General features: G+C 73.6%; 19 protein-coding genes. 10 read left to right on the top strand and 9 right to left on the bottom strand.

Annotation, left to right across the window (positions count from 1 at the left end; translation table 11 throughout):
- From ABZ805_RS14515 to ABZ805_RS14490, 6 genes are all read left to right on the top strand, one after another.
- The coding region (locus ABZ805_RS14515) for a zinc-binding dehydrogenase (RefSeq protein ID WP_358439484.1) at window positions 1-547 on the top strand (547 nt) is incomplete at its 5' end.
- 383 nt (window positions 548-930) lie between these two features.
- Window positions 931-1,434 carry a hypothetical protein gene (locus tag ABZ805_RS14510; RefSeq protein WP_358439482.1) on the top strand — a complete coding sequence of 168 codons (504 nt, stop codon included), beginning with the start codon at window positions 931-933 and terminating at the stop codon, window positions 1,432-1,434.
- Entirely contained in the window at window positions 1,434-2,810 is a 1,377-nt protein-coding gene (locus tag ABZ805_RS14505; protein ID WP_358439479.1) for a hypothetical protein, read from the top strand. The genes ABZ805_RS14510 and ABZ805_RS14505 overlap by 1 nt, the downstream gene beginning before the upstream one ends.
- Window positions 2,807-4,267 carry a VWA domain-containing protein gene (locus ABZ805_RS14500; RefSeq protein ID WP_358439476.1) on the top strand — a complete coding sequence of 487 codons (1,461 nt, stop codon included), beginning with the start codon at window positions 2,807-2,809 and terminating at the stop codon, window positions 4,265-4,267. The genes ABZ805_RS14505 and ABZ805_RS14500 overlap by 4 nt, the downstream gene beginning before the upstream one ends.
- Before the next feature lie 63 nt (window positions 4,268-4,330).
- Window positions 4,331-5,443 (top strand): AAA family ATPase, encoded by a 1,113-nt coding sequence (locus ABZ805_RS14495; protein WP_358439473.1) that lies wholly within the window; start codon window positions 4,331-4,333, stop codon window positions 5,441-5,443.
- Window positions 5,440-8,166 (top strand): hypothetical protein, encoded by a 2,727-nt coding sequence (locus ABZ805_RS14490; protein ID WP_358439470.1) that lies wholly within the window; start codon window positions 5,440-5,442, stop codon window positions 8,164-8,166. Before ABZ805_RS14495 ends, ABZ805_RS14490 begins: the two co-directional genes overlap by 4 nt.
- 3 nt (window positions 8,167-8,169) lie before the next feature.
- Here the strand turns inward: ABZ805_RS14490 and ABZ805_RS14485 are convergent, their stop codons facing one another.
- Complete coding sequence (locus ABZ805_RS14485; protein WP_358439467.1) at window positions 8,170-9,417, bottom strand: NAD(P)/FAD-dependent oxidoreductase; 1,248 nt, start codon at window positions 9,415-9,417, stop codon at window positions 8,170-8,172.
- Window positions 9,418-9,698: 281 nt separating this feature from the next.
- Here ABZ805_RS14485 and ABZ805_RS14480 point away from each other — a divergent pair, with 281 nt between their 5' ends.
- The 4 genes from ABZ805_RS14480 to gdhA all read left to right on the top strand — a co-directional run bounded on the left by ABZ805_RS14480 (window position 9,699) and on the right by gdhA (window position 14,330).
- Entirely contained in the window at window positions 9,699-10,658 is a 960-nt protein-coding gene (locus ABZ805_RS14480; RefSeq protein ID WP_358439465.1) for a 2-hydroxyacid dehydrogenase, read from the top strand.
- Between the two features lie 131 nt (window positions 10,659-10,789).
- Window positions 10,790-11,131 (top strand): hypothetical protein, encoded by a 342-nt coding sequence (locus ABZ805_RS14475; protein ID WP_358439462.1) that lies wholly within the window; start codon window positions 10,790-10,792, stop codon window positions 11,129-11,131.
- The gene (locus ABZ805_RS14470; protein WP_358439459.1) at window positions 11,128-12,552 is read left to right on the top strand and encodes a sodium:solute symporter family protein; all 1,425 of its coding nucleotides are present in this window, start codon (window positions 11,128-11,130) and stop codon (window positions 12,550-12,552) included. The genes ABZ805_RS14475 and ABZ805_RS14470 overlap by 4 nt, the downstream gene beginning before the upstream one ends.
- 428 nt (window positions 12,553-12,980) lie before the next feature.
- Window positions 12,981-14,330: an NADP-specific glutamate dehydrogenase gene (gene gdhA, locus ABZ805_RS14465; protein ID WP_358439456.1), complete on the top strand. Its 1,350-nt coding sequence runs from the start codon at window positions 12,981-12,983 to the stop codon at window positions 14,328-14,330.
- 88 nt (window positions 14,331-14,418) lie between these two features.
- Here the strand turns inward: gdhA and ABZ805_RS14460 are convergent, their stop codons facing one another.
- The 8 genes from ABZ805_RS14460 to ABZ805_RS14425 all read right to left on the bottom strand — a co-directional run bounded on the left by ABZ805_RS14460 (window position 14,419) and on the right by ABZ805_RS14425 (window position 22,589).
- Window positions 14,419-15,198: an ABC transporter ATP-binding protein gene (locus ABZ805_RS14460; RefSeq protein WP_358439454.1), complete on the bottom strand. Its 780-nt coding sequence runs from the start codon at window positions 15,196-15,198 to the stop codon at window positions 14,419-14,421.
- Window positions 15,191-16,225, bottom strand: a complete 1,035-nt coding sequence (locus tag ABZ805_RS14455; RefSeq protein WP_358439451.1) for a glycine betaine ABC transporter substrate-binding protein — start codon at window positions 16,223-16,225, stop codon at window positions 15,191-15,193. Before ABZ805_RS14455 ends, ABZ805_RS14460 begins: the two co-directional genes overlap by 8 nt.
- Before the next feature lie 24 nt (window positions 16,226-16,249).
- Window positions 16,250-17,089, bottom strand: coding sequence for an ABC transporter permease (locus ABZ805_RS14450; RefSeq protein WP_358439448.1), 840 nt, complete (start codon window positions 17,087-17,089; stop codon window positions 16,250-16,252).
- 228 nt (window positions 17,090-17,317) lie between these two features.
- Window positions 17,318-18,745 (bottom strand): alpha/beta fold hydrolase, encoded by a 1,428-nt coding sequence (locus tag ABZ805_RS14445; RefSeq protein ID WP_358439445.1) that lies wholly within the window; start codon window positions 18,743-18,745, stop codon window positions 17,318-17,320.
- A 97-nt stretch (window positions 18,746-18,842) separates the two neighbouring features.
- A complete protein-coding gene (locus tag ABZ805_RS14440) occupies window positions 18,843-19,643 on the bottom strand; it encodes an ABC transporter permease (RefSeq protein WP_358439443.1) in 801 nt (266 codons plus the stop codon).
- On the bottom strand, window positions 19,640-20,815 hold the full coding sequence (locus ABZ805_RS14435; protein WP_358439440.1) for an ABC transporter substrate-binding protein: 1,176 nt from the start codon (window positions 20,813-20,815) through the stop codon (window positions 19,640-19,642). The genes ABZ805_RS14440 and ABZ805_RS14435 overlap by 4 nt, the downstream gene beginning before the upstream one ends.
- Window positions 20,812-21,546 (bottom strand): ABC transporter ATP-binding protein, encoded by a 735-nt coding sequence (locus tag ABZ805_RS14430; RefSeq protein WP_358439437.1) that lies wholly within the window; start codon window positions 21,544-21,546, stop codon window positions 20,812-20,814. The genes ABZ805_RS14435 and ABZ805_RS14430 overlap by 4 nt, the downstream gene beginning before the upstream one ends.
- On the bottom strand, window positions 21,522-22,589 hold the full coding sequence (locus tag ABZ805_RS14425; RefSeq protein WP_358439435.1) for an acyl-CoA dehydrogenase family protein: 1,068 nt from the start codon (window positions 22,587-22,589) through the stop codon (window positions 21,522-21,524). Before ABZ805_RS14425 ends, ABZ805_RS14430 begins: the two co-directional genes overlap by 25 nt.
- Between the last annotated feature and the right edge of the window lies 1 nt (window position 22,590).

The following is a 22,590-nucleotide window of genomic DNA, read 5'->3' as shown; positions in this document are numbered from 1 at the left end:
TGATTCGGTTGCGGTGATCGGGTGTGGTGGTGTGGGTGATGGTGCGATCGCGGGGGCGAGTTTCGCGGGTGCGCGGCGGATCATCGCGGTGGACAGGGATCCGGCGAAGTTGGCGTGGGCGCGGGAGTTCGGTGCGACGCACACGGTGAATGCGGCCGAGGTGGACACGGTGGAGGCGGTGCGGGAGCTCACGGGTGGGTTCGGTGCGGATCTGGTGATCGATGCGGTGGGGGTGCCTGCGACGTATGAGCAGGCGTTCTACGCGCGGGATCTGGCGGGGACGGTGGTGTTGGTGGGGGTGCCGACTCCGGAGATGAAGTTGGAGCTGCCGTTGCTGGAGGTGTTCGGGCGGGGTGGTGCGTTGAAGTCGTCGTGGTATGGGGATTGCTTGCCGAGTCGTGATTTCCCCATGCTGGTGGAGATGTACCTCCAGGGCAGGTTGCCGTTGGAGAAGTTCGTGACCGAGGAGATCTCGTTGGACCAGGTCGAGTCCGCCTTCGCCAAGATGCACGACGGCGAAGTTCTTCGGTCTGTTGTGGTGTTCTGACTCGGTTTGTTTTTCGGGGCGGGTGGCGGAACCTCAGCGGTTCCCTCGCTGCGGGATCGTTTTCACCGGTGGCTCCGCCACAGGAGAAAACGCCGTCCTCGCGAGGAGAACGCTGAGAACCCGCTGCGGTGCCGGTTGCTCGGGTGGTCGTCGGCTCAGCGGCTGCGCCGCTGATGGGAAGGACGACGGCTTGCGCCGCTGCTGAGCAGGTTCCGCGTTGTGGTGCCGGTGCTCCCGTCCTGCTCGGTTCCGGCCGGGCGGCGGGAGCACCGGCGTGTTCGGGTCCACTGTGCTCCGAGGGCTGTGAACTGGGCTGATCTCGTGTTGTCGGTGGGTGTGGGTATGTTCCTCCGCACTGCACGGGGACGCGGAGGAGTAGGTCGTTGACAGCCTGGGGAACGTCGAGCACCGCGCGGGTCGTGCCACCCGCGCGGCCGCGCAAGCTCGCGAAGGTGCCGTTCGTGGAACTCGCCGACGGGCGGCTGCAAGGCGTGGTCTCCAGCGGCTCCGACGTGGCGCGCGTGTACGTCTCGTCGGTCGCCGCCGGGAGCCACGCGTTCACCTGCAGCACCAACAACAACCGGCCCTGCGGCGGGCTGCGCGGCGGGCTCTGCAACCACATCCGCACGTTGATCGCCGAAGCCGTCGTGCAGCACGGTCCCGAGCGCGTCGCCCGCTACCTCCGCGTCGACCTCCCCGCGGATGAAGCCGACGACACCGCGCTCGCCGACCTGGTGGACCGCGGGAACCCGCCGCAGGGAGACGCGGCCACCGCCGCGCCCGTGTTCAGCCGGTTCCTGCGCCACCTCGCCTACCTGGAACTGACGCCGGTGACGGCACCGCTGCCCGAGATGCACTGGTTCCCGGCGACCCGGGCGGTGTCCTGATGCGCGCCGACCTGCTCCCCGGCCCCGTCGACGGGCTCGACGAGGCGCTCGCCGCCGTCGACGCCTTCGACCAGGTGCTCACCACCGGCCTGCTGCGGCCGCACGGCGACGGCCTCACCCTGCTCGCCGCCGCCGTCGCGGGCACCCCGCTGGCGGCCACCGTCGCCGAAGCGGCTCGGCAGGCCGCCGCCGGAGCCGCGGGCGAAGACCACTTCACCGCGCTCGCGGGGGCCCGCACCGCGCTGCTCGGCGCCGCGCACGACGCGCTGCTGGCACGCGCCACCGAAGCCACCGGCCGCACCCGCGAAGACCACGGCACGCCCGTCGCCGGGGGTGAACCGGTGAACCTGCTCGCCGCCGCCCGCAGCTGGCTCGCCGACCTGGCCCGCGCCGGATGGCGCGGCATCGACCACGACCTGATCGGCGGCGCCGCGCAGGTCACCACCGCGCTGCTCGCCGAACCCGAGCTGCGGCGCCCCGCCGCGCTGCTCGACGGGTTCGCCGCCGAACTCGCCGCGAGCTGCCCCGGCGCCGCCCTGGAACACGTCCCGGCCCGCCGCTGGGCCGACCTGTGGTCCCGCGCGGTGCTGCTCACGCTCCCCGGCGCCGCCACCGCGCCCGGGACCACCCCCATCAGCGGACGGCTGCTGCCGCTGGGCGTCGACCTGCACGAACACCCCACCGCCGCCCAAGCCCAGGTGCACGCGGTGCTCGAACCCGCCGACGGCGGCGCACCGCTGCTGGTGCGCGCCACCGCCTCCGCGCCGAAACCCGACACCGTCGTCGGCGCCGGGACCTGGCAGCTGCTGCGCCCGCACCTGTCCGCGCTCGCGGCGCTCGGCGACGGCCGCAGCCTGGAGCTCACCGACATGCCGATCACCGCCGCGGGCGACCTGATCTGGGACGACGCGCGCGCCCGCACCGGTGAGCCCGCCGACCCGTTCGCCACCGCCCGCGCCGTGCTGCCCGCCGCCACCGAGCGCACCGCCGCCCCGCTGGACCGGCACCCCGCGAGCATCGCGGTCCCCGTCTTCCTCGACGGCTACACGGCCACCACCCGCGACGACCGGCCGGTGTTCGCACTCGCCGGGCACGCGCTGCCCGTCGACGCCGACCGAGCCCCGGCCGCCGGGCCGCTCACCGCCGAGACCGTCGCCGCCTCGCACGCGTGCATCGGCCTGCTGCGCTGGGACGCCGGCGAGTTCCGCGTCCAGCCGCTGGCCGTCGAGACCACCAAGCGGAAGAAGACCACCGCCGTGCACGCCGGAGCCTGGGCGGGCGGCACCACTGACAAGGCCGGGGCCAAGGCGGAGAAAGCGGCCACCGACGCCGCCGCGGCGCTGCGCGAACGGGCCGGGAGGTTGCTGCGCACATGACCACACCCGCCTCCGACGAGAACCGCCGCCAAGTCCTCTACTGGCGGCTGCTGGCCCGGCTCTTCGACCAGGAGGAGCAGCCCGCGCTGGAATCGGCGAGCGTCGCCGTCCTCGACGACATCGGCCTCCCCGCCGCGCTGCTCGACCCGCAGGTCTCGGTCGACGCGCTCGTGCAGCGCCATCCCGAGCTCGCCGAGGAACTCGCGGCGCCGCTCGTCGACGAACCGGGCGTGGACGCCGAACCGGCCGCGGGAGCCGAACCGGCGGCGGACGGCGAACCGGCGGCGGACGGCGAATCCACCTCGGCCGAGGCACGCGACCGGGCCGACGAGCGCGACCGGGCCGCCGAAGTGCGCCGCGCCGCGCTCCTGTCGAAGCTGCTGCTCAACGTGTTCGGCACCGGCACCGGTGCGGTCACCGCCGGGCAGCTGTCGAACTGGCAGTCCGACGTCGGCCGGCTCGAAGCGGCGCTCGGCTGCGAACCCGGCGGGCTGCGCGCCCGAGCCGGGGGACCGCCCGGGACGCGGCGGACCGGCGGCGGCACACCCGACCTCGGCACCCCGGTCCCGCCGATCGGCCCCGACCTCGACGCCATCGAAGCCGACCTGGTCGACCGGATGCACCTGCGGGAGGTGCTCGCCGACCCGGACCTCGCCGCGCGGCTCAACCCCAGCATGTCGCTGATCGAGCAGCTGCTGCGGGACAAGGACAACCTGTCCGGCACCGCGCTCGCCAACGCGAAATCGCTCATCCGCCGCTACGTGGACGAGGTCGCGCAAGTGCTGCGCACCCAGGTCGAGCGCACCAGCGTCGGCGCGGTGGACCGCTCGGTGCCGCCGAAGCGGGTGTTCCGCAACCTCGACCTGGACCGCACGATCTGGAAGAACCTCACCAACTGGGACCCGGAATCGCAGCGGCTGCACGTCGACCGGCTGTACTACCGGCGCACCGCCCGCAAGACCACGCCGCAGCGGATGGTGGTCGTCGTCGACCAGTCCGGTTCGATGGTCGACTCGATGGTGAACTGCACCATCCTCGCGTCCATCTTCTCCGGGCTGCCCAAGGTCGACGTGCACCTCATCGCCTACGACACGCGGGCGCTCGACCTCACCCCGTGGGTGCACGACCCGTTCGAGGCGCTGCTGCGCACCGACCTCGGCGGCGGCACCGACGGCACCGCCGCGCTCGCGCAGGTCCAGCCGAAGATCGCCGAACCGCGCAACACCGCGGTCGTGTGGATCTCCGACTTCTACGAGTGGCGCGGCGAGCAGGTCTTCGACGGCATGGCCGCCCTGCACCGCTCCGGCACCAAGTTCATCCCGGTCGGCTCGGTGTCCGGCTCCGGTCGCGGCAGCGTCAACCCGTGGTTCCGGGAGCGGTTCAAGGACCTCGGCACCCCGGTCATCTCCGGGCACATCCGGAAGCTCGTGCACGAGCTCAAGACCTTCCTCACCTGACCGCACCACCGCTCCCGCACCGAGAAAACCCGAGAACTCCCAGAATTCCGAGAAAGGCCGGCCATGTCCGAACTGCTGCGAGCTCCCGCCGAGATCAAGTACGCGGAGGAGCTGGACTGGTTGGAGTCGATCGACGACGCACCGAAACCGTTCTCCTGGCGCCTGTCGCCGAAGATGGTCCGGCTGTTCGTGCTCGGTTCCGAACCCGCCGACGGCCTCGACCGCGAGGTCCAGCAGAAGTGGTTCGGCGACCGCACCTTCGTGGAACGTTCCATCGTCACCCTCGCCTCCGACCGCGGACTGCTGCTCATCGGCGACCCCGGCACCGGCAAGAGCTGGCTGGCCGAACTGCTGTCCGCGGCGATCTGCCGCAACTCCACGCTCGTCGTGCAGGGCACCGCGGGCACCACCGAAGACCAGATCAAGTACTCCTGGAACGTCTCGATGGTCATCGCGAAGGGCCAGTCCCGGGAATCGATGATCCCCTCGCCGATCATGACCGCGATGGAGTCCGGTGCCATCGGCCGCTTCGAAGAGCTCACCCGCGCCACCAGCGACGTGCAGGACGCGCTGATCTCCGTGCTGTCCGAGAAGTACATCTCGGTGCCCGAACTCGACGACGACGGCATCGTGTTCGCCGAACCCGGCTTCTCCATCATCGCCACCGCCAACAGCCGCGACCGCGGCGTCAACGACCTGTCCTCCGCGCTGAAGCGGCGGTTCAACTTCGTGCGCATCCCCGTGGTGACGAACAAGAAGAGCGAAGCGGAGATCGTGCGGTTCCGCACCGAGGAACTGCTGCGGCGCCACCGGATCGAGCTGGACGTGCCGCCGACCCTGCTGGACGTGCTGCTGCGCAGCTTCGGCGATCTGCGCGCCGCCGCGGCCGCCGCGGGCAGCGACGACGAGAAGCTCGAATCGGCGCTGTCCACCGCCGAGCAGATCGGCGTGCTGGAGGACGCGATCCTGCAGAGCAACTTCTTCGGCGACCGCGCGCTCAGCGCCCGCGTCCTCGCCTCCTCGCTCGTCGGCTCGCTGGCCCGCCGCGAACCGGAGGACCTCGCCATCCTCAACAAGTACCTGCACGGCGTCGTGGAGCCGCGCAGCGACGAAGAAGGCGGCTGCTGGCCCGAATTCCTGGCGGGCGGGCGCGACGCGATCGCCACCCTCTCGTGACCGCGCCGTTCGACCCGCTGCGCACCCGGCTGCGGGAGGCCGCCGCCGCGTTCGCCGACGGGCCCGGCGCGCTGGAGGAGATCCTGCTCGGCCTCGTCGACGACGTGGACCGCGCCGAGCGGGAACCGCTGGAGATCTTCCCGGTCTGCCACCACTCCCCGGCATCGGCGGTCGCGATGGCGCGACGGCTGCGGGAGAAACGGCCCTCGGTCGTGTACCTGGAGCTGTGCGAGGACATGGCACCGGTGCTGCCCGAACTGCGCCACTGCCGGCTGCCGGTGGCGGTGCAGGCGTTCGCCACCGAAGTCGACGGCCTCCCGATCGAATGGTCGCCGCTGTCGGTGGTCGCCCCGATCACCGAGGCCTCCGCCGAGTACCAGGCCATCGCCTACGCGCTGGACACGCCCGGCGTCGAACTGGTGCTGGTGGACCGCTCCAGCGATCACGTCTTCCAGCAGCAGGCCGACCGCGAAGCCGGCGCCGAACCGGCCGACGAGGAAGCCGCGCTGCACGGCGACGCGATCGGGGTCGAGCTCGGCGACCTGCGCCCCCGGTTCGCCGAACTGGAGGAGCACCTGCTGCGGAACGGCCGGGTGCGGCACTGGTCGGAGTGGTGGCACCAGTACGTGGAAGTGCCGCTCGCCGGTGGCGATCACGACACCTACCGGCAGGTGCTGTTCCTCATCGGCAGCCTGTTCCGCCGCCTCACGCCCGCCGCATCGCCCCGGCTGCGCCTCGACGAAGAGCGGGAACGGCACATGTGGACCCGGATCCGGGAGCACCTCGCCGCGTCCGGCACCGACCCCGCCGACGGCATCCACGTGTGCGGCGCGGTGCACGCCGCCAGCCGCGTCGCCGAGTTCGGCGTGCACGGCGCCACCGGGCACCGCATCGACCCGCCGAGCGGGACCAGCTGGCAGCACGGGCTGATCCCGTCCAGCCACGCCTCGATCGAAGCGCAGTTCGGCCTGGCGGGCGGTTCGGTGTCCATCGCCGCGGGCGAGTGGGCCAAGCAGTCCAAGCGCGTCCGCCCGTTCCGGCTCACCGGGCAGGCCGGTGGGAAACCGCTCGAGCCCGCACCGCCGGTGGCGCCCGCGGAACCCGCGGACAAGCTGTCCGGGTTCCTGCGGCGACCGCCCGAGCTGGACCGGCTGGACGAGGCGGAACTGCGCTCCTGGTCGGTGGAGGTGGTGCGCGCCGCTCGCCGCAACGGGTACCTGGCCTCCACCGCCGACGCCATCGCCGTGTTCGAGACCTCGATCCTGCTCGCCGGGATGCGGGACCGGGCCGGACCCACCCCGTACGACTTCCAGGACGCGGCGATCACCTGCATCGAGAAGGACGTGGTGCCCGGGCGCCGCGACGTCCGCCGCATCGTCGAGAACATGCTCGGCGGCGACCGGGTCGGGAAGGTCGGCTACGCGGCGCTGCCGCCGCTGGCCCGCGACTTGCACGACCGGCTGGCACCGCTCGGGTTGCCGCTGGAGCGGCGCGGCGTGCAGCGGGCGCTGCTGGACATCGCGGGCCGCCCCGAGCTGGAACGCTGCTCCGACGTGCTGTGGATGCTGCACCGGTTGCTGCCGCGCGGCGCGGCCCGGCCGATCATGGGGGAGCGGCGGCTCGGCGAACGCCCCATCCAGGAGTCCTGGGACCTCGCGCTCGGCACCCACCAGCGGGCGCTGGTCGAACTCGGCTACGAGGGGGTGAGCCTGGAGCAGGTGCTGGAGCAGCGGCTGCGCCGCGCCGCGCACGACCCGCAGGCCACCGCGGCGAGCGTGCTGGCCGCCGTGGAGGACGCGACGCTGCTGCTGCGCGGCAACCGGCTCGCCAACGAGCTCGGCGTCCGCGCCCTGGAGGTCCTCGCCGCCGAGCGCACCGCGGACGGCGCCCCCGAGGTGCTGCGCCGGGTGCGGCGGCTGCTGGCGCACTACCGGACGAGCGAACCCGCGCTGCCGCCGTGGATCGAATCGTTCGTGCGGACCGGGTACGCGCACTACTGCACGCTGCTGCCGACCGCGTTCACCGACGAGGAGGCGGGCGTCGGCCAGGTGGCGGCGATGCTCGGGTTCTTGTTCGGCATGGAAGGCCTGGCGCTGTCGCTGGGCTGCGACCGCACCCAGCTGGAACTGGCGGTGGCGCAGTCGCACCCGGTGGAGCCGGCGAAGGTCGCGCTGCTGTGGGCGGCGCAGCTGCGGCTCGGGCTGCTGTCCCGCGCGGACCTGCGCGCGCGGTGCGCCGAGCTGCTGGCGAACCCGATGGTGCTGCCCGCGTACCCGCGGTACCTGAGCGGTTTCGTGCACGCCCTGGAACCGGTGCCGGGGTTGGCGGACTTCGTGGTGGAATCGGTGTCCGAGGCGTTCCGGGTGCTGCCGGACCGGGTGCTGGTGCCGTGGCTGCCGATGCTGATCACCACGCTGCGCTCCGGTGGCGCCGAGCTTGCGCCGCTGCTGATCCGGGAGGCGGGCCGGGTGTTCCCGGGGCGGCTCGCCGAACTGGACCGGTGGGTGCCGCCGTGGCTGGCCGAACCGGCGCCGGCGGTGCCGCTCCCGGCGAGCGGCGGGTCCGGTGGGGCGGAGCTGCCTGCCGCGCACCCGGCGACCTGCGACGCGGTCGCGGAGCTGCTCGGGTGCACCGGCGGGTGGCCGGTCGCCGAACCGTCCGGTGCGGCGTTGCTGGGCGGGTATCCGGACACGGCGCGCGCGGTGGCGGAACTGCTGGGCTGAGGATCACCCGGCCAGGCCGGAAACCCGTTGCGCGCACTCGCATTCCGGTTCACCGGAGGTGCGGGCCCCGGCGAAGCGCTGCCGCCGGGCGATGAGCTTGGCGGTGGCGCGCGCTTCGACGGCGATCCGGTGCAGGTGCCCGGCCGGGTCGTTGGTGAAGCCCAGGAAGTGCAGGTCCGGTGCTTCGGCGGGTTCCCCGGCGACGGGCAGGTCCCGCGGTTTCGAGAGCACGTCCGGTCCCACCAGCCGGGCCAGTTCGGTGCGGTAGCCGGTGGCGGCGATGACGTGGTCCGGCCGTATTCGGGTGCCGTCGACGAGCACGACCTGGCTGCGGTCCACGCTCGCCACCGCCGCGACCGGTTGCACCCGGCCCTTCCGGATGGCATCGACGATGCCGCGGTCGTGCACCGGGCTGCGCCCGTCCCGCCGGACGCGCGCGTAGAGCCCGTCCTGCGGGCGCGGCAGCCCGTGCTCGCGCAGGTCGGGCAGTCGAGCTCGGGTGAACGTCCGGGTCAGCAGGTCCGCGACGGAGGTCGGCAGCTTCGCGACGAGGACTCCCAGCCGCTGCCACCGGTCCGCCGCGGCGGGCACGATGGTCGGAGGCGTGCGCAGCGACCACCAGACCCGGGTGGCGCCCTGCCGGGCGAGAGCCGTCGCGATCTCGGCGCCGCTGTTGCCGCCGCCGACGACGAGGACGTCGCGACCGGCGTGCCGATCCGGGTTCCGGTAGCGCGCGGAGTGCAGCAGCAGCCCGGAGAACCCGTCCAACCCGGGCCAGTCCGGGATGTGCGGGGTGTGGTCGAGCCCGGTCGCGACGACCACGGTGCGCGCCGTCGTGGTCTCGCCACCGGCCCGCAGCCGCCAGCAGCGCTCCCCGCCGATGCGCTCGGCGGGCCACACCCGTTCCACGGTGGTGTTCGGCCGCACGTCCAGCTCGTACCGCTGCGCGTAGTCCTCCAGGTACCGCACCAGGTCCTCCCGGGCGACCCAGCGCCCGAAGCGGCGCGGGAGGCGCATCCCCGGCAGCCGGGACAGCGAGCGCGTGGTGTGCAGCCGCAGGTGGTCGTAGTGGTGGCGCCAGCTCGACCCGACCTGCGGGCCGCGCTCGAACACGGTGGCCGGGACGCCGCGGCGCGCCAGTTCGGCCGCGACGGCCAGACCTCCCGGCCCGGCGCCGATGATCGCGACCGGGATCTCCCGGTGGTGGGCGCGGACCTGGTGCCGGCACGCGCGGAGCGGGTCGGAGTGCACGCTGTCCTCCTGGGGCGGTCGGGGACGATCACCCCCTAAGTCGGTCGGGAACGGCTCGCTCTGACGCCCGCGAAGATCGGTTCACCCGCTCGTGCCGCCCCGCACGCGGAAGATCCACACGACCAGGTCTCCGCCGATCCGATGACGGCGACCGGGGTGGCCGGGCCGTCGGCCCGCGCGGCGGGATCCGGCGGGCACGTCCGCAGCGGTGTCGGCGCGGCACCACCGCAGGCCTAGGCTGCGGGGAGCCCAGCGAGAGCCGCAGCAGGAGGAATCCCCGCATGTCCCAGTCCGCCCCGTCCGGCACCGTCCTGCAGGTCTGCGAGCTGCTGCCTTCGCTGGAGGCGGAGATGGCGGCGCGCTACGAGGTGCTGCGCCTGCACGAGCAGTCCGATCCGGCCGCCTGCCTCGCCGAGCGCGGCGCCGAGGTCGTCGCCGCAGTCACCAGCGCGCGCTACGGGGTGAGCGACGAGCTGATGGACGCGCTGCCGGAGCTCGGCGCGATCGTCCACTTCGGAGTCGGCTACGAGCGCACCGACGTGGCCCGCGCCCGCGCCCGCGGCATCGACGTGAGCAACACCCCCGACGTGCTCACCGACTGCGTCGCGGACCTCGCGGTGGGCGGGCTGATCGACGTGCTGCGCGGGTTGTCCGCCGCGGACCGCTACGTGCGGCGCGGCGAGTGGGTGCCGGGCGGTTTCGGGTTGCGCACCAAGGTCAGCGGCAAGCGGGTCGGCGTCCTGGGGCTGGGCCGCATCGGGCGCGCCATCGCCCGGCGGCTGGAGGGCTTCGGCGCCGAGATCTCGTACCACTCGCGGCGGCCCGTCGAGGGCGTCGGCTACCGCTACGCCGCCTCGGCGCGGGAGCTGGCGGCCGGGGCGGACGTGCTGGTGATCGCCACCGCGGGGGGAGCCGGGACCAGCGGTCTGGTCTCGGCGGAGGTGCTGGCCGAGCTCGGTCCGCGCGGCTACCTGGTCAACATCGCCCGGGGCAGCGTCGTGGACGAACCCGCGCTGGTCTCGGCGCTGGTCGAGGGACGGCTCGCGGGCGCCGCACTGGACGTGTTCGCCGACGAACCGAACGTGCCCGCGGCACTGCTGGACCGGGACGACGTGGTGCTGCTGCCGCACATCGCCAGCGCCACGCGCGAAACCCGCGAAGCCATGGGAGAGCTCACCTTCCGCAACCTGGAGCGCTACCTGGCCGAAGGCACCCTGGTCACCCCGGTCCCGGCGAGCTGACCTCGCCGCGGGTGACACCGCGCGCACCTGCACGATTCCGGGCCGCGGCCGGTTAGCGTGTCCGGCGCACGGTGCGCTGCTCGACCCGCGACATCCGCGGGCGGAGACGGCCACCTGCGCAGGAGGCTGACATGAGCGGACATGAGCGGAGCGGGCCACCGGGGCCCCGGAGCACGGGGGGAGCGCTGCGCCCGTTCCACGCGGTGCTGGTGCTGCCGGTGATCGCCCTGCTGGGCACCCCCTTCTTCCCCTTCGTCAACACGGCGGCGCCCTGGTTCGGGTTGCCGTCGGTGGTGGTGTGGGTGTGCGGCTGGTGCGTGCTGACCAGCCTGCTGCTGGCGTGGGTGCTGCGGCGCGAGGAAGCGGCCGGGCTGATCTCCGGCGACGACCCGGATGGACCGGACGACCCGGCTGACCCGGCTGACCCGGCCGATCCGGTCGCGGAGCGCGGCGGGAAGGTGGACGCCCCGTGATCGCGATCGCGCTGTCCGGCCTGGTGCTCATCGCCGTCGTCGGCCTGCTCGGCAGGCGCGGCGGCGGGTTCGACCTGGCCGCCTGGACCGTCGGTGGCCGCCGCTTCGGCGCGGTGGCCACGTTCTTCCTGCAGGCGGGGGAGATCTTCACGACCTTCACGTTCCTCGGCATCTCCGGGCTGGTCCTCGGCGGTGGCGTGGCCGCGATGTACATGCCCTCGTACCTGGTGCTCGGCTACGTCGGGATGTTCCTGGTGGCGCCGCTGGTGTGGCGGCTCGGCAAGCGCCACGGGTACCGGACGAACTCGGACTACCTGCGCCACCGGTTCCGCAGCCCGGTGCTGGGCGGGCTGACGGCGGTGCTGGCGATCGTGTTCTTCATGCCGGTCATCCAGGTGCAGCTGGTCGGGCTGGGCACGATCGTGTCGTTCATGACCGGTGACGAGCGGACCGGGACGGTGAGCGTCGTGGTGGCGATGCTGCTGGTGCTGGTGTTCGTGCTGTGGTCGGGGTTGCACGGGGTGGCGGCGACGTCCTACCTGAAGGACGTGCTGATGGTGGTGGCGCTGCTGGTGATCGCAGGCGGCGTGCTGCTGGCGCGGCAACCGGAGGGCGGGCTGTTCACCGCCGTGTTCCAGGGCGCGCGGGAGCTGCTGACGATCCAGCCCGGCGGTTCCTACGGCACCGCCTGGTACGTGACGAGCATCCTGGTCAGCGCGGCCGGGTTCGGGGCGATGACGCTGCCGTCGAGCTGGCCCGCGGTGCTGTCGGGTCGCTCGTCGAAGGCGGTGGCCTCGAACCACGTGTTCCTGCCGCTGTACACCGTGGCGGTGGCGATCCCGGTGCTGGTCGGCTTCTACGCGGTCGCCGCCGCGACCACTCCGGCCGGTGCGGAGAACGCGGCGCTGCTGGAGCTGGCGCAGCGCACGCTGCCCGCCCCGCTGCTGGCGGTGGTGCTGATCGGCGGCGCGGCCTGCGCGATGGTGCCCGCCGCGGGCGGCCTGATCTGCGTGGCGACGCTGGTGTCGAGCAACCTGGTGCCGTCCGGCATGGCGGAGGGCGCGCGGCTGCGGGCGAGCCGGATCACCGCGGCGGTGGTGTCGGTGCTGGTGCTGGCGTTGACGTTGGGGCGCCCGGACCTGATGGCGAACCTGTACCTGCTCACCTACAGCGGCATGATCCAGCTCGCGCCCGCGAACCTGCTGGCGCTGCGGGAACCGGTGCCGGTGCGGTCCTCGGCGGTGCTGGCCGGGCTGGTCGCGGGGGAGTGCGTGGTGCTGGTGTCGGCGGTGTTGCAGGTGAACCCGTTCGGCGTGAACGCGGGGCTCACCGGGCTGGCGGTGAACCTGCTGGTGCTGGGTGCCGTCGCGGTGGTGCAACGCCGTTCTCCGGCCACCGCGGAGCCCGCCCGGATCGGCTGATCGACCGGCTCCGCACGGGCCCGCCGGGGGCGTCCGGCGGGCCCGTTCCACTGTGATCAGGGCCACTCGTGAGCAACGCCACGGGGAAAGGCGCATCGCGGATCGCGGCCGCTCGGCTGCTGACAGGTGTGCGCGCTCGTGCCAAGCTGTGCAATCGGCGCGCAACCTGCCGGAAACCCCTGCGTTCACCGGGTTTTCGCCGTCCAGGTAGCGCGTGAGCGCCGTAAAGCGGTGTTTCCGGTGTGTTTCGGGCATGTTTCGGCGGGTCGTTCCGGAAGCCGTTCGCGGCGCGGAGGCCGGGATAAGGTCTGCGGCGGCGGGTCGGGCCGCCGCGATACCGAAGCTGGCAGCGGGCCGTGCCCACCGGGTGGCGCACCGGTGCGGACCGCCGCGCGCCGGGCGATCACGAGGAGATGGAGGAGCGAGCTGTGGCGAATCTCGACGAGAAGCTTCAGGACATCTACGACGAGGTGCTGCACCGCAACCCCGGTGAGGACGAGTTCCACCAGGCGGTGCACGAAGTCCTCGACAGCCTCCGCCCGGTCGTCGCCAAGCACCCGCAGTACGTCGACGCCGAGGTCATCCGCCGCCTGTGCGAGCCGGAACGGCAGATCATCTTCCGGGTGCCGTGGGTGGACGACAAGGGATCGGTGCAGATCAACCGCGGGTTCCGCGTCGAGTTCAACTCCGCGCTCGGGCCGTACAAGGGCGGCCTGCGGTTCCACCCCAGCGTCTACCTGGGCATCGTGAAGTTCCTCGGTTTCGAGCAGATCTTCAAGAACTCGTTGACCGGCATGCCGATCGGCGGCGGCAAGGGCGGCTCCGACTTCGACCCGAAGGGCCGTTCCGACGGCGAGGTCATGCGGTTCTGCCAGTCGTTCATGACCGAGCTGTACCGGCACATCGGCGAGTACACCGACGTTCCCGCCGGGGACACCGGGGTCGGCGGCCGGGAGATCGGCTACCTGTTCGGCCAGTACAAGCGGATCACCAACCGCTACGAGTCCGGTGTGCTCACCGGCAAGGGCCTCAGCTGGGGCGGTTCCCAGGTGCGCCCGGAGGCCACCGGCTACGGCACGGTGTTCTTCGTGGACGAGATCCTCAAGGCCGCCGGGGATTCCTTCGACGGCAAGCGGGTCGTCGTGTCCGGTTCGGGCAACGTCGCGCAGTACGCGATCGAGAAGGTGCACCAGCTCGGCGGCACCGTCGTGGCCTGTTCGGACTCCAGCGGTTACGTGGTGGACGAGAAGGGCATCGACGTCGCCCTGCTGCAGGACATCAAGGAGGTGCGGCGCGCCCGCATCGACGAGTACGCCACCGACCGCGGCAACGGCGTCCGGTTCATCACCGGTGGTGCGGCCTGGGACGTGCCGTGCGAGATCGCGCTGCCCTGCGCCACCCAGAACGAGCTGGACGCCGACCACGCGGCCGAACTGGTCCGCAACGGCTGCAAGATCGTCGCGGAGGGCGCGAACATGCCCACCACGCCGGACGCCATCAAGTACCTGACCGACGCGGGCGTGAAGTTCGCGCCGGGCAAGGCGGCGAACGCGGGCGGCGTCGCGACCTCCGCGCTGGAGATGCAGCAGAACGCCTCGCGCGACTCGTGGACGTTCGAGCACACCGAGCAGCGGCTCGCCGAGATCATGCGCGGCATCCACGACCGCTGCCTGCAGACCGCCGACGAGTACGACACTCCCGGCAACTACATCGCGGGCGCCAACATCGCCGGCTTCACGCAGGTCGCCGACGCGATGCTGTCCCTCGGCGTCGTCTGAGCCGCACCGCTCGCGCGGCGGCCCGGCGAGGTGGAACGGCCCGTTCGGCCACTGCGGTCGAACGGGCCGTTCGCCTGCGGGGCCCGGATCAGGCGGGCTGGAGGGCGGCGCGGACGGCGGTGGACACCTCGCCGCGCAGCCGGGCGAACTCCGCGGAGGCGCGCAGCTCGTCGGCCGGAACTCCGCTGCGCGGCAGCGGAACCGGCAGATCCAGCTCGATCCGGCCGGGCCGGTTGCTGAGCACGATCACCCTGCTGGCCAGGAAGACGGCCTCGTCGACGCTGTGCGTCACGAACACCGCGCCCTGCTCGGCGCCGTCGGTCAGCGACCGCAGGTCCTCCTGCAGGCGTTCCCTCGTGAGCGCGTCGAGCGCCGCGAACGGCTCGTCGAGCAGCAGCAGGTCCGGCCGTCCGGCCAAGGCGCGGGCGATGGCGACCCGCTGCTGCTGGCCGCCGGAGATCTCCCAGACCCGCCGCCCGCCGATCTCGGCGAGGCCCACCCGGTCCAGCAGTTCCGCGCGCCGCTGCGCGCGCTGCCCGCGCGGTACCCCGGCCCAGCGCAGCGCCACGTCCAGGTTCCCGGCGACCGTGCGCCACGGGAACAACCGGGGTTGCTGGAACACCACGCCCACGTCGCGGCCGGGCACCGGAGCGCGCCCGTCCAAGGCGACCGCGCCGGTGCTGGGCCGCTCGAAACCGGACACCAGCCGCAGCAGGGTGCTCTTGCCGGAGCCGGACGGGCCCACGACCACCACGAACTCGCCGCGCTCGACGCGCAGGTCCAGCGGCCCGAGCGCGGTGACGGCGTTCCCGCCGCGGCCGTAGGAACGGGTGGCGCCGGAGATCTCGACGAGGGGCTGTTCAGGCATGGGCGGGCTCCGGGATGCGCAGGGCGCGCTGGAAGGTGGCGAGGTCGGGCAGGGCGTCGATCTTCCGCTGCTCCAGCAGGAATCCGGCGGTGTCGCGCAGCCGCGCGGCGAGCGCACCGGGTGCCTGCGGGTCGCCGAAGTACTCGGGGGCGCGCTGCTGGTCCAGGTCGAGGTAGAGGTTCTGCCGCAACTGGCCGAGCGCGTCGTCCACGCTGCTGCCGAGCTGCCTGCTCACCGCTTCCGCGACGGGCCGCGGATCGGTGCGGATCTGCCGGATCGCCGCATCGGTGGCGTCCAGCCAGCCCTGCACGACGTCGGGGCTGCGGTCGAGGAATTCCCGGGCGGCCACGGCGAAGGTGAGCGTCGGCTTGCCCGCGGCGGCGAGCTGCGCGCTGTCCACCAGCGTCGTCCCGGTGCGCTGCAGCGCGGTCAGCGTCGGCGTCCACAGGTAGGCGCCGTCGAGGTCGCCGCGTTCCCACGCCGCCTGGATGTTCTGCGGTTCCAGGTCGACGATGTCGACTCCGCCCGGGTCGACGCCGTGCTGCCGCAGCGCGGCGAGCAGGCTGTAGTGCGCGGTGGAGCTGAACGGGGCGGCGACCTTGCGCCCGACCAGGTCGGGGATCGCGCGGATGCCGCGGTCACCGCGCACCACGAGCGCCTCGCTGCTGCCGATCACGTTGAGCAGCTGGACGATCTGGTACGGCACGGCCAGCGGCGGGCTGAGCGCCTGCGCGGCCGGGCTGCTGCCGATGACGGCGATGTCCAGCGCACCGCTGAGGAACGCGGTGTTGATGCTCGCGCCGGAGTCGAACGCGGTCCACTCGAACTCGTGGTCCGGGAACCGGTCCTCCAGGGTGCGCTGCTCCTTGACGAGCAGCGTGCTGTCGGCGAAGTTCTGGTAGGCGATCCGGACCTTGCGGGCCTTCTCCTCCTCGGTCTCGCCGCCGACGCCGCACGCGCTGAGCGCGGGGACGGCCGCGGCGGCGCCGAACAGGCCGAGCGCGGCGCGCCTGCTGAACCGGTGCACGGGTTCTCCTCCTGGAAGGGGTGGTCAGATGCGGCTGCGCCACGGGGACAGCGCTTGGCGCGCCGCGACGATCAGCAGGTCGATGACGAGTCCGGTGATGCCGATGACGAACAGGCCGAGGATCACCACGGCGGTCTGGTTGTAGCGCTGGGCGTTGAGCACCATGCCGCCGAGCCCGTCGGCGCCGTTCACGGTCTCCGCGGCCACCACCGACCCGTAGGCGATGCCGACGGCGAGCCGCACGCCGGTGAGGATCTCGGGCACCGAGGCGGGCAGGACCACCGAGGCGACCACTTGCAGCCTGCTCGCACCGAGCGCTTCGGCGGCCTCCACGTACTGCCTGCCGACCCCGGTGACCGCGGCGGCGGTGGCCACGGCGACCGGTGGGAACGAGGCCACCATCAGCAGGTACACCTTGGGTTCCTCGTCGATGCCGAACCAGATGACCAGCAGGCTCAGGTAGGCCAGCGGCGGTAGCGCGCGGATGAACGTGACCAGCGGTTCCAGCATCACCCGCACCGGCCGGACCAGACCCATCACCAGGCCGAGACCGATACCGATCAGCACGCCGTAGCCGACGCCGTAGGCCAGCCTGCGCAGGCTCACCGCGAGCCGTTCCAGCAGCGTGTAGCCGGCGTAGCCGGACTGGCCGTTGTCCGCGTCGCTGGTGGACAGCAGCTGCGCCCACACCTGCGCGGGCGCGGGCACGATCTGCTCGGGCCAGATCCGCAGCGCGGCGACGAGCTGCCACACCAGCACCAGTACTACGACGGCGCCGAGCCCCAGCAGCGGTCCGCTGAACGGGCGCAGCGCGCGCAGCGCCGGTCCGGGTTGTTGCCTTGGTCTTCCCCACTGCGTCAGCACGGCGGGAAAGCTAGGACCCGGGGTGCGCGCCGGGCAATGCCGTCCGGCATGCGGGATCGCGCCGGTCGCGGTGCGCTCCGATGTGGACCGTCGTGGGCGCGGCCGGTTCCTCCGGTTCGGGCGGAAGTGCCAGCTCAGCCGGTCGACGCGCGGGCGCCCGCCGCCCACCACGGCGGGGGCCGCGCGCGCAAGGGTTCGGGTGGATCTCCCAGCTGCCGGACGGAGCCCTCAGCCGAGCGGGCTGACCGCGGCGAGCGGCCAGCCGAGCAGCACGCCGCCGACGACGGCGGGCAGCCACCACGGGGCGCCGGCCCTGGCGAGCACGGCGGCCCACGCGAGGTGCCAGAGCAGCAGCATCGCGAGCAGCGGAGCGATCAGGACCACGAACCCGGGCAGCAGCCCCGCGCCGACGGCCACCGCGATGCCGAGCGCGGCGGATCCCAGCACCGCCACCCGCACGCCGTCCCGGCGCACGCCGCGTCGGCCGCGGGCCGCGAGTTCCGCCGCTGCGCAGGCGATGCCGCCGCTCGCGACCAGCAGCGGGGTCCACCACCAGCGCGCGCCGTGCGGCACGGGCTCCGCCGCGCCGATCCCGATGGGCAGCAGGACGGCCAGCGCCGCGTAGCAGGCGACCGCCACCGACCGCCACGCCGAACCCGACCGTCCACATCGGATTTGATGGCGAAGTTGCGGCACCGCGGCGAATCCGAGCCCGAACAGCACGAGGAACAGCCCGAGCTCGCCGCCGACCGCCAGCGGCGACCACCCGGCCGGGGCGGCCGCGGAGCCCGCCCAGCCGACCGCGAGCCCGGCCGCGACGGCACCGGCGATCGCGGGCGGCGCGGCAGGGGATTCCTGGTCCGCGGGGACCGCGGGCCGGACGATCCGGCGCGCGAACGGGACGAAGCCGACCGCGAACGCGGCCCACAGCAGCACCGCGGGCCGGATGCGTTCGCCCGCGGCGTTCCCGAGCGGAGCGTCGACGCCCAGCGAGTTCTGCAGCCACCGCGCGGTGTCCGCGTGCGCCCGCGGCGCGAAGAGGATCGAGAGGTGCTCGGCGCGGGGGAGGACCTCGACCGGCCGGTGGTCGCCCGGTGCCCCGGCCCGGGAGGCCTGCTCGGCGGCCCGGTGGAACGACGGGAACTCGTGCCTGCCGACCAGGAGCAGGAGGTGCCGTGCCGCCGCGGGCTCCGGCACGGCACCGTCGGGCAGCGAGATCGCCGCCGTCGCCGCGATCTCGGGGTGCGCCGCGGCGAACCGGTACACCGCGCCCGCCCCCATGGAGTGGCCGACGAGCCCGATCCGGTCCGGGTCGACCTGCGGCGTCCGCCGCAGCAGGCCGACGGCCGCGTCCAGGTCCGCCGCGAGCCGGGGTTCCCGCGCCGGGCCATCGGGCAGCGGCGTCCGGTTCGCCCCGTGCCCGGCGAAGTCCGGCAGCGCGACGACGAACCCGGAACGCGCCAGCGTCGTCCCCCAGTCGGCCATCAGCCGGCGGCTCGCGGCGTGCCCGTGCGCCACGACCACCGCCGGAGCCGTCCCGGTCAGCGCGGCGGGGCGCACCAGGTCCATCGGCACCCCGTCGACGACGGCGCGCGTGCGGACCACGCCCGAATCGACCTGGGCCAGCCCGAATCCGGCACCCACGAGCAGCAACACCGCCAGGACGGGAACCAGCCACGACGAAGCGGGACGCACGACGCTCACCACCCCGAGATCGTCCCACGCGGTGATCACCCGCGGGGCGGGCCCGTGCTCACGGCCGGGGGCGCAGCAGCGTGCGCGCGAGCGCGTCGAGGAGGTAGCCGAGGACGCCGATCACCAGGATCACCGCCATCACCTGGTCGTAGGCGAGCTGGTCGCGGGAGTTGAGGATCTGGTATCCCAGCCCGGAATCGACGCCGAGCATCTCCGCGGGCACCAGCACCACCCACGCGATGCCGAGCGCCAGCCGCAGTCCGGTCAGCACGTGGGTCCGGGCGGTCGGCAGCACCACGCTGGTGAGCACTTCGAGCCGGGTCGCGCCGAGCGACCGCGCCACCCGCACGTGCCCGGGCGAGACGGCGTGCACCCCGGCGGCGGTGTTGAGCACGATCGGCCACACGGCCGCGGCCGCCACCAGGAACGTGACCGGCCGGTGCCCGATGCCGAACACGGCGACCGCGATCGGCGCCCAGGACAGCGGCGAGATCATCCGCAGGAACTGGAACACCGGCCGCGTCGCCCGTTCCACCACGTCCAGCGACCCGACGAGCAGTCCGACCGGGACGCCGACGACCGCGGCGATGAGCATGCCCAGCAGCAGCCGCCACAGGCTGGCCGCCACGTCCGGCAGCAGCACGCCCCTGGCCAGCAGGTCGCCGATCGCGGGCACCGCGCGCTGCGGGGCGAACGCCGACAGCAGCCGGTCGCCGGTGAGAACGTCGGTCAGCAGCCACCACACCGCGACGGCCACCAGCACCGCCACCAGCGGCGGCCCGACCCGGTGCGCGAGACCCGGCCGGTCGGTCCGGGCGGGGCTCGTGTCCTCGGCGCCGCGCGGGGAGAGCGTGGTCATGCGGGGTTCACCTCTTCGCTGCGGGTCAGGGAGCCGGGCAGGCCGAACGCGGCCGGTCCGCCGAAGCGGCGCAGGCTGCCGCGGACGAACCGGTCGTCGACGAGCTGCCCGTGCACCTCGTCGGCGCGGAGGCCGTCGAGGAACCGGGTGTCGCCGTCGACGACCGTGGCGCGCATCGATTCGACGAGTTCCGCGGTGAAGCCGGGGAACGGGAACGGTTGGAAGCCGATGCGCTGCCCGGACCACTCCGGGTGGTGCAGGGCGTGCGGGTAGTCGGCCGCCGGGTACTCCAACGCCGTCGACACCGCTTTCAGCGGCTGCGGCAGGTACTTCCCGCCGGTGAGCGCCCGCGCGCCACCCGCGCGATCGCGGGCGAGGCCGAGCTGGGTGAGCGCCAGCGCGTCCACCAGGCCTTGCACCCGGCCCGGTGCGGTGTCCAGCAGGTCCTGGTGCGCGAGCACCACGCAGCAGGCGTGGTCGCGCCACACGTCGCCGACGAACCGCAGGATGCGACCCACGCCCTTGATCTCGGCGATCGCGTTGAACGGGTCGGCCACGATGTAGCCGCCGACGGAGCCGCCGTCCAGCGCGGGGACCATGTCGGAGGGGCTCAGCACCACCAGTTCCACCGTGCCGTCCGCGGCGGAGGGCTGCTGCCGCACCACCGGGGTGAGCCCGGCGGCGCGCAACATCCGCTGCAGCACGATGTTGTGGATGGACCACCAGAACGGGATGGCGACCTTGTGCCCGGCGAGCTGCTCGACGCGTTCGACGTCGCGGCGGACGGTGAGCGCCGAGCCGTTCGTGTGGTTCCAGGCCAGCACCCGGCATTCGGCGCCCATCGCGTAGCGCAGCTGCACCGCGAACGGCATCAGCAGGTGCACCACGTCGACCTGCCGGGTGAGGAACGCTTCGGCCAGCGACGCCCAGCTGCGGAACTTCACCGGCCGCGCCGCCCCGGTGCCGTGCTCGTCGAGCAGGCCGCTGCCGTGCGCGAGCAGCAGCGGTGCCGCGTCGGTGATCGGCAGGTAACCGATGCGCAGTGCGCCGGAGGAGACGTCGCGGTGCCGCGCCGCGTTCAGCCCGAGGTCGGCGGTGGCGCCGAGACCTGCGGCCGCGCCCAGCGCCCCGGCGCCCAGCAGCAGCGACCGGCGTGACCACAGCGGACTCATCGGGCCGCTCCCGCGGCGACGGGGCTCGCCGGGTAGTGCGCGAGCAGTTCTTCCCGCAGCGGGCCGTCCGCGGTGCCGGGGGAGTTCGGCCATTCCCGCGCCACCGCCCCGGAACCGTCGAGCATCGCGATCCGGTCGGCGACCAGCAGCGCCTCGTCCACGTCGTGGGTGACCAGCACCGAGGTGAGCGCGAGGTCGTCGGTGCTCGCCCGCACCCAGCGCTGCAGGTCGGCGCGCGCCGCCGGGTCCAGCGCGCTGAACGGTTCGTCGAGCAGCAGCAGCGCCGGGCCGATCGCCGCGGCCCGCGCGACCGCGACCCGCTGCGCCTGCCCGCCGGAGAGCCGGTCCGGGTAGGAATCGGCGAGCTCGGCGAGCCCGAGCCGCTCGATCAGCCCCGCCGCCCGGTCCGGCGAGAACCGCGCCCGGTTGGCCCGGTAGCGGCCGCCGAGCAGCACGTTGTCCCGCGCCGTCAGCCACGGCATCAGGTGCGGCTGCTGGAACACGGCACCGATCGGGGGCCGGGTGCCACCGGCCCACTCCAGCGCGCCGCCGTCGAGGGACTCCAGTCCGGCGAGGATGCGCAGCAGCGTGGACTTGCCGCAGCCGCTGGGGCCCAGCAGCACCACGAACTCCCCGTCCCGCACCACCAGGTCCAGTCCGTCGAGGACCTTGCGGTGGTGCGGCGGGTACGACTTCTCCGCGCCGCTCAGGCGGACCGTGATAGTTCCCACCGCAGTTGTCCTTCCGTCGGGGCCTGGACCGGGAGGAAGGCGGCCTCGCGCAGCCTGCGGCTCGTGGGGCTGGTGGCGGCGTAGCCGCGGCCACCGGTCACCGCCGCCTCCAGCCTGCTCGCCGCGCCGGCCGCGCGCGCCGCGTCCAGCCGCAGCCGCAGCAGGTCCGCGGGCTGCGGCGGGACGCGGGCGAACTCGAACAGCCGGGACCGCACCGAGTCGTGCGCGGCGGCGAGCTCGTCGAAGTCCGGGCGGAACTCGGCGTTCAGCCCGTCCAGCGCGGTGGCCGCCTGCCGCCGGGACGCGCCCGCGAGCCCGGTGCAGAACGCGCTCTGCACCAGCAGGAACGTCGGCCGCACCGCGCGCACGAACTCCGTCAGGTCCGCGCTGAGCACGTCCGCCGCCGGAACGTCCACTTCGGACAGAACCACCGACGAGGAACCGGTCGCGCCGAGCGCCAGCAGCTCGGGCGCGGGGCGGACGGTCACACCCGGATCGCCGACGCGCAGCACCGCGATCAGCCCGCCGCCGTCGGCGAACCGGGCGGGGACCACCACCAGCGCGCCGTCGAACAGGTTCGAGGCCCACCGGATGGGCCCGTTCAGCCGCACCCCGGTGCCGGTCCGCTCGGCCAGCACCGGCACCGGTTCGATACCGGCGACGTGCTTCATCGCGGGCGCCATCGCGGTGACGCCGATCCGGGACCCGGTGCGCAGCGCGTCCAGTTCCCGCGCGGCTCCCGCACCGGCGGGACCGCGGGCCACGTACTCGACGACCATCCGCTGCGCCCACAGCGAGAACGCCGAGGACAGGCACCCGGCCGCGACGTCCTCGACGAGCAGCAGCATCGTGGCGAGGTCGCCGCCGCAGCCCGGTGCCCCGAGCTCCAGCAGCCCGCGCTCCCCGAGGAACCGCAGGCCGGGCCGCACGTCGGCGTCGCCGCGGTCCAGTTCCGCGGCGCGGTCGGCGAAGTGCTCGGCGACCTCGGCGCGGCCCGGGTAGTCCGCGGGCACGCCGGTCCGGGTGGTGTGCGCCGCCGTCATG

The organism is Saccharopolyspora sp. NPDC047091 (genome assembly GCF_040643635.1).
In the GTDB taxonomy this organism is placed as follows: Bacteria; Actinomycetota; Actinomycetes; order Mycobacteriales; family Pseudonocardiaceae; genus Saccharopolyspora_C.
This window is presented reverse-complemented; position numbering and strand designations above follow the sequence as displayed.

Bases quoted from the DNA above. Each gene is read 5' to 3' on its own strand.
- ABZ805_RS14505 (WP_358439479.1), top strand. From the start codon at position 1,434: ATGCGCGCCGACCTGCTCCCCGGCCCCGTCGACGGGCTCGACGAGGCG.
- ABZ805_RS14500 (WP_358439476.1), top strand. From the start codon at position 2,807: ATGACCACACCCGCCTCCGACGAGAACCGCCGCCAAGTCCTCTACTGG.
- ABZ805_RS14495 (WP_358439473.1), top strand. From the start codon at position 4,331: ATGTCCGAACTGCTGCGAGCTCCCGCCGAGATCAAGTACGCGGAGGAG.
- ABZ805_RS14480 (WP_358439465.1), top strand. From the start codon at position 9,699: ATGTCCCAGTCCGCCCCGTCCGGCACCGTCCTGCAGGTCTGCGAGCTG.
- ABZ805_RS14475 (WP_358439462.1), top strand. From the start codon at position 10,790: ATGAGCGGACATGAGCGGAGCGGGCCACCGGGGCCCCGGAGCACGGGG.
- ABZ805_RS14460 (WP_358439454.1), bottom strand. From the start codon at position 15,198: ATGCCTGAACAGCCCCTCGTCGAGATCTCCGGCGCCACCCGTTCCTAC.
- ABZ805_RS14440 (WP_358439443.1), bottom strand. From the start codon at position 19,643: ATGACCACGCTCTCCCCGCGCGGCGCCGAGGACACGAGCCCCGCCCGG.
- ABZ805_RS14435 (WP_358439440.1), bottom strand. From the start codon at position 20,815: ATGAGTCCGCTGTGGTCACGCCGGTCGCTGCTGCTGGGCGCCGGGGCG.
- ABZ805_RS14425 (WP_358439435.1), bottom strand. From the start codon at position 22,589: ATGACGGCGGCGCACACCACCCGGACCGGCGTGCCCGCGGACTACCCG.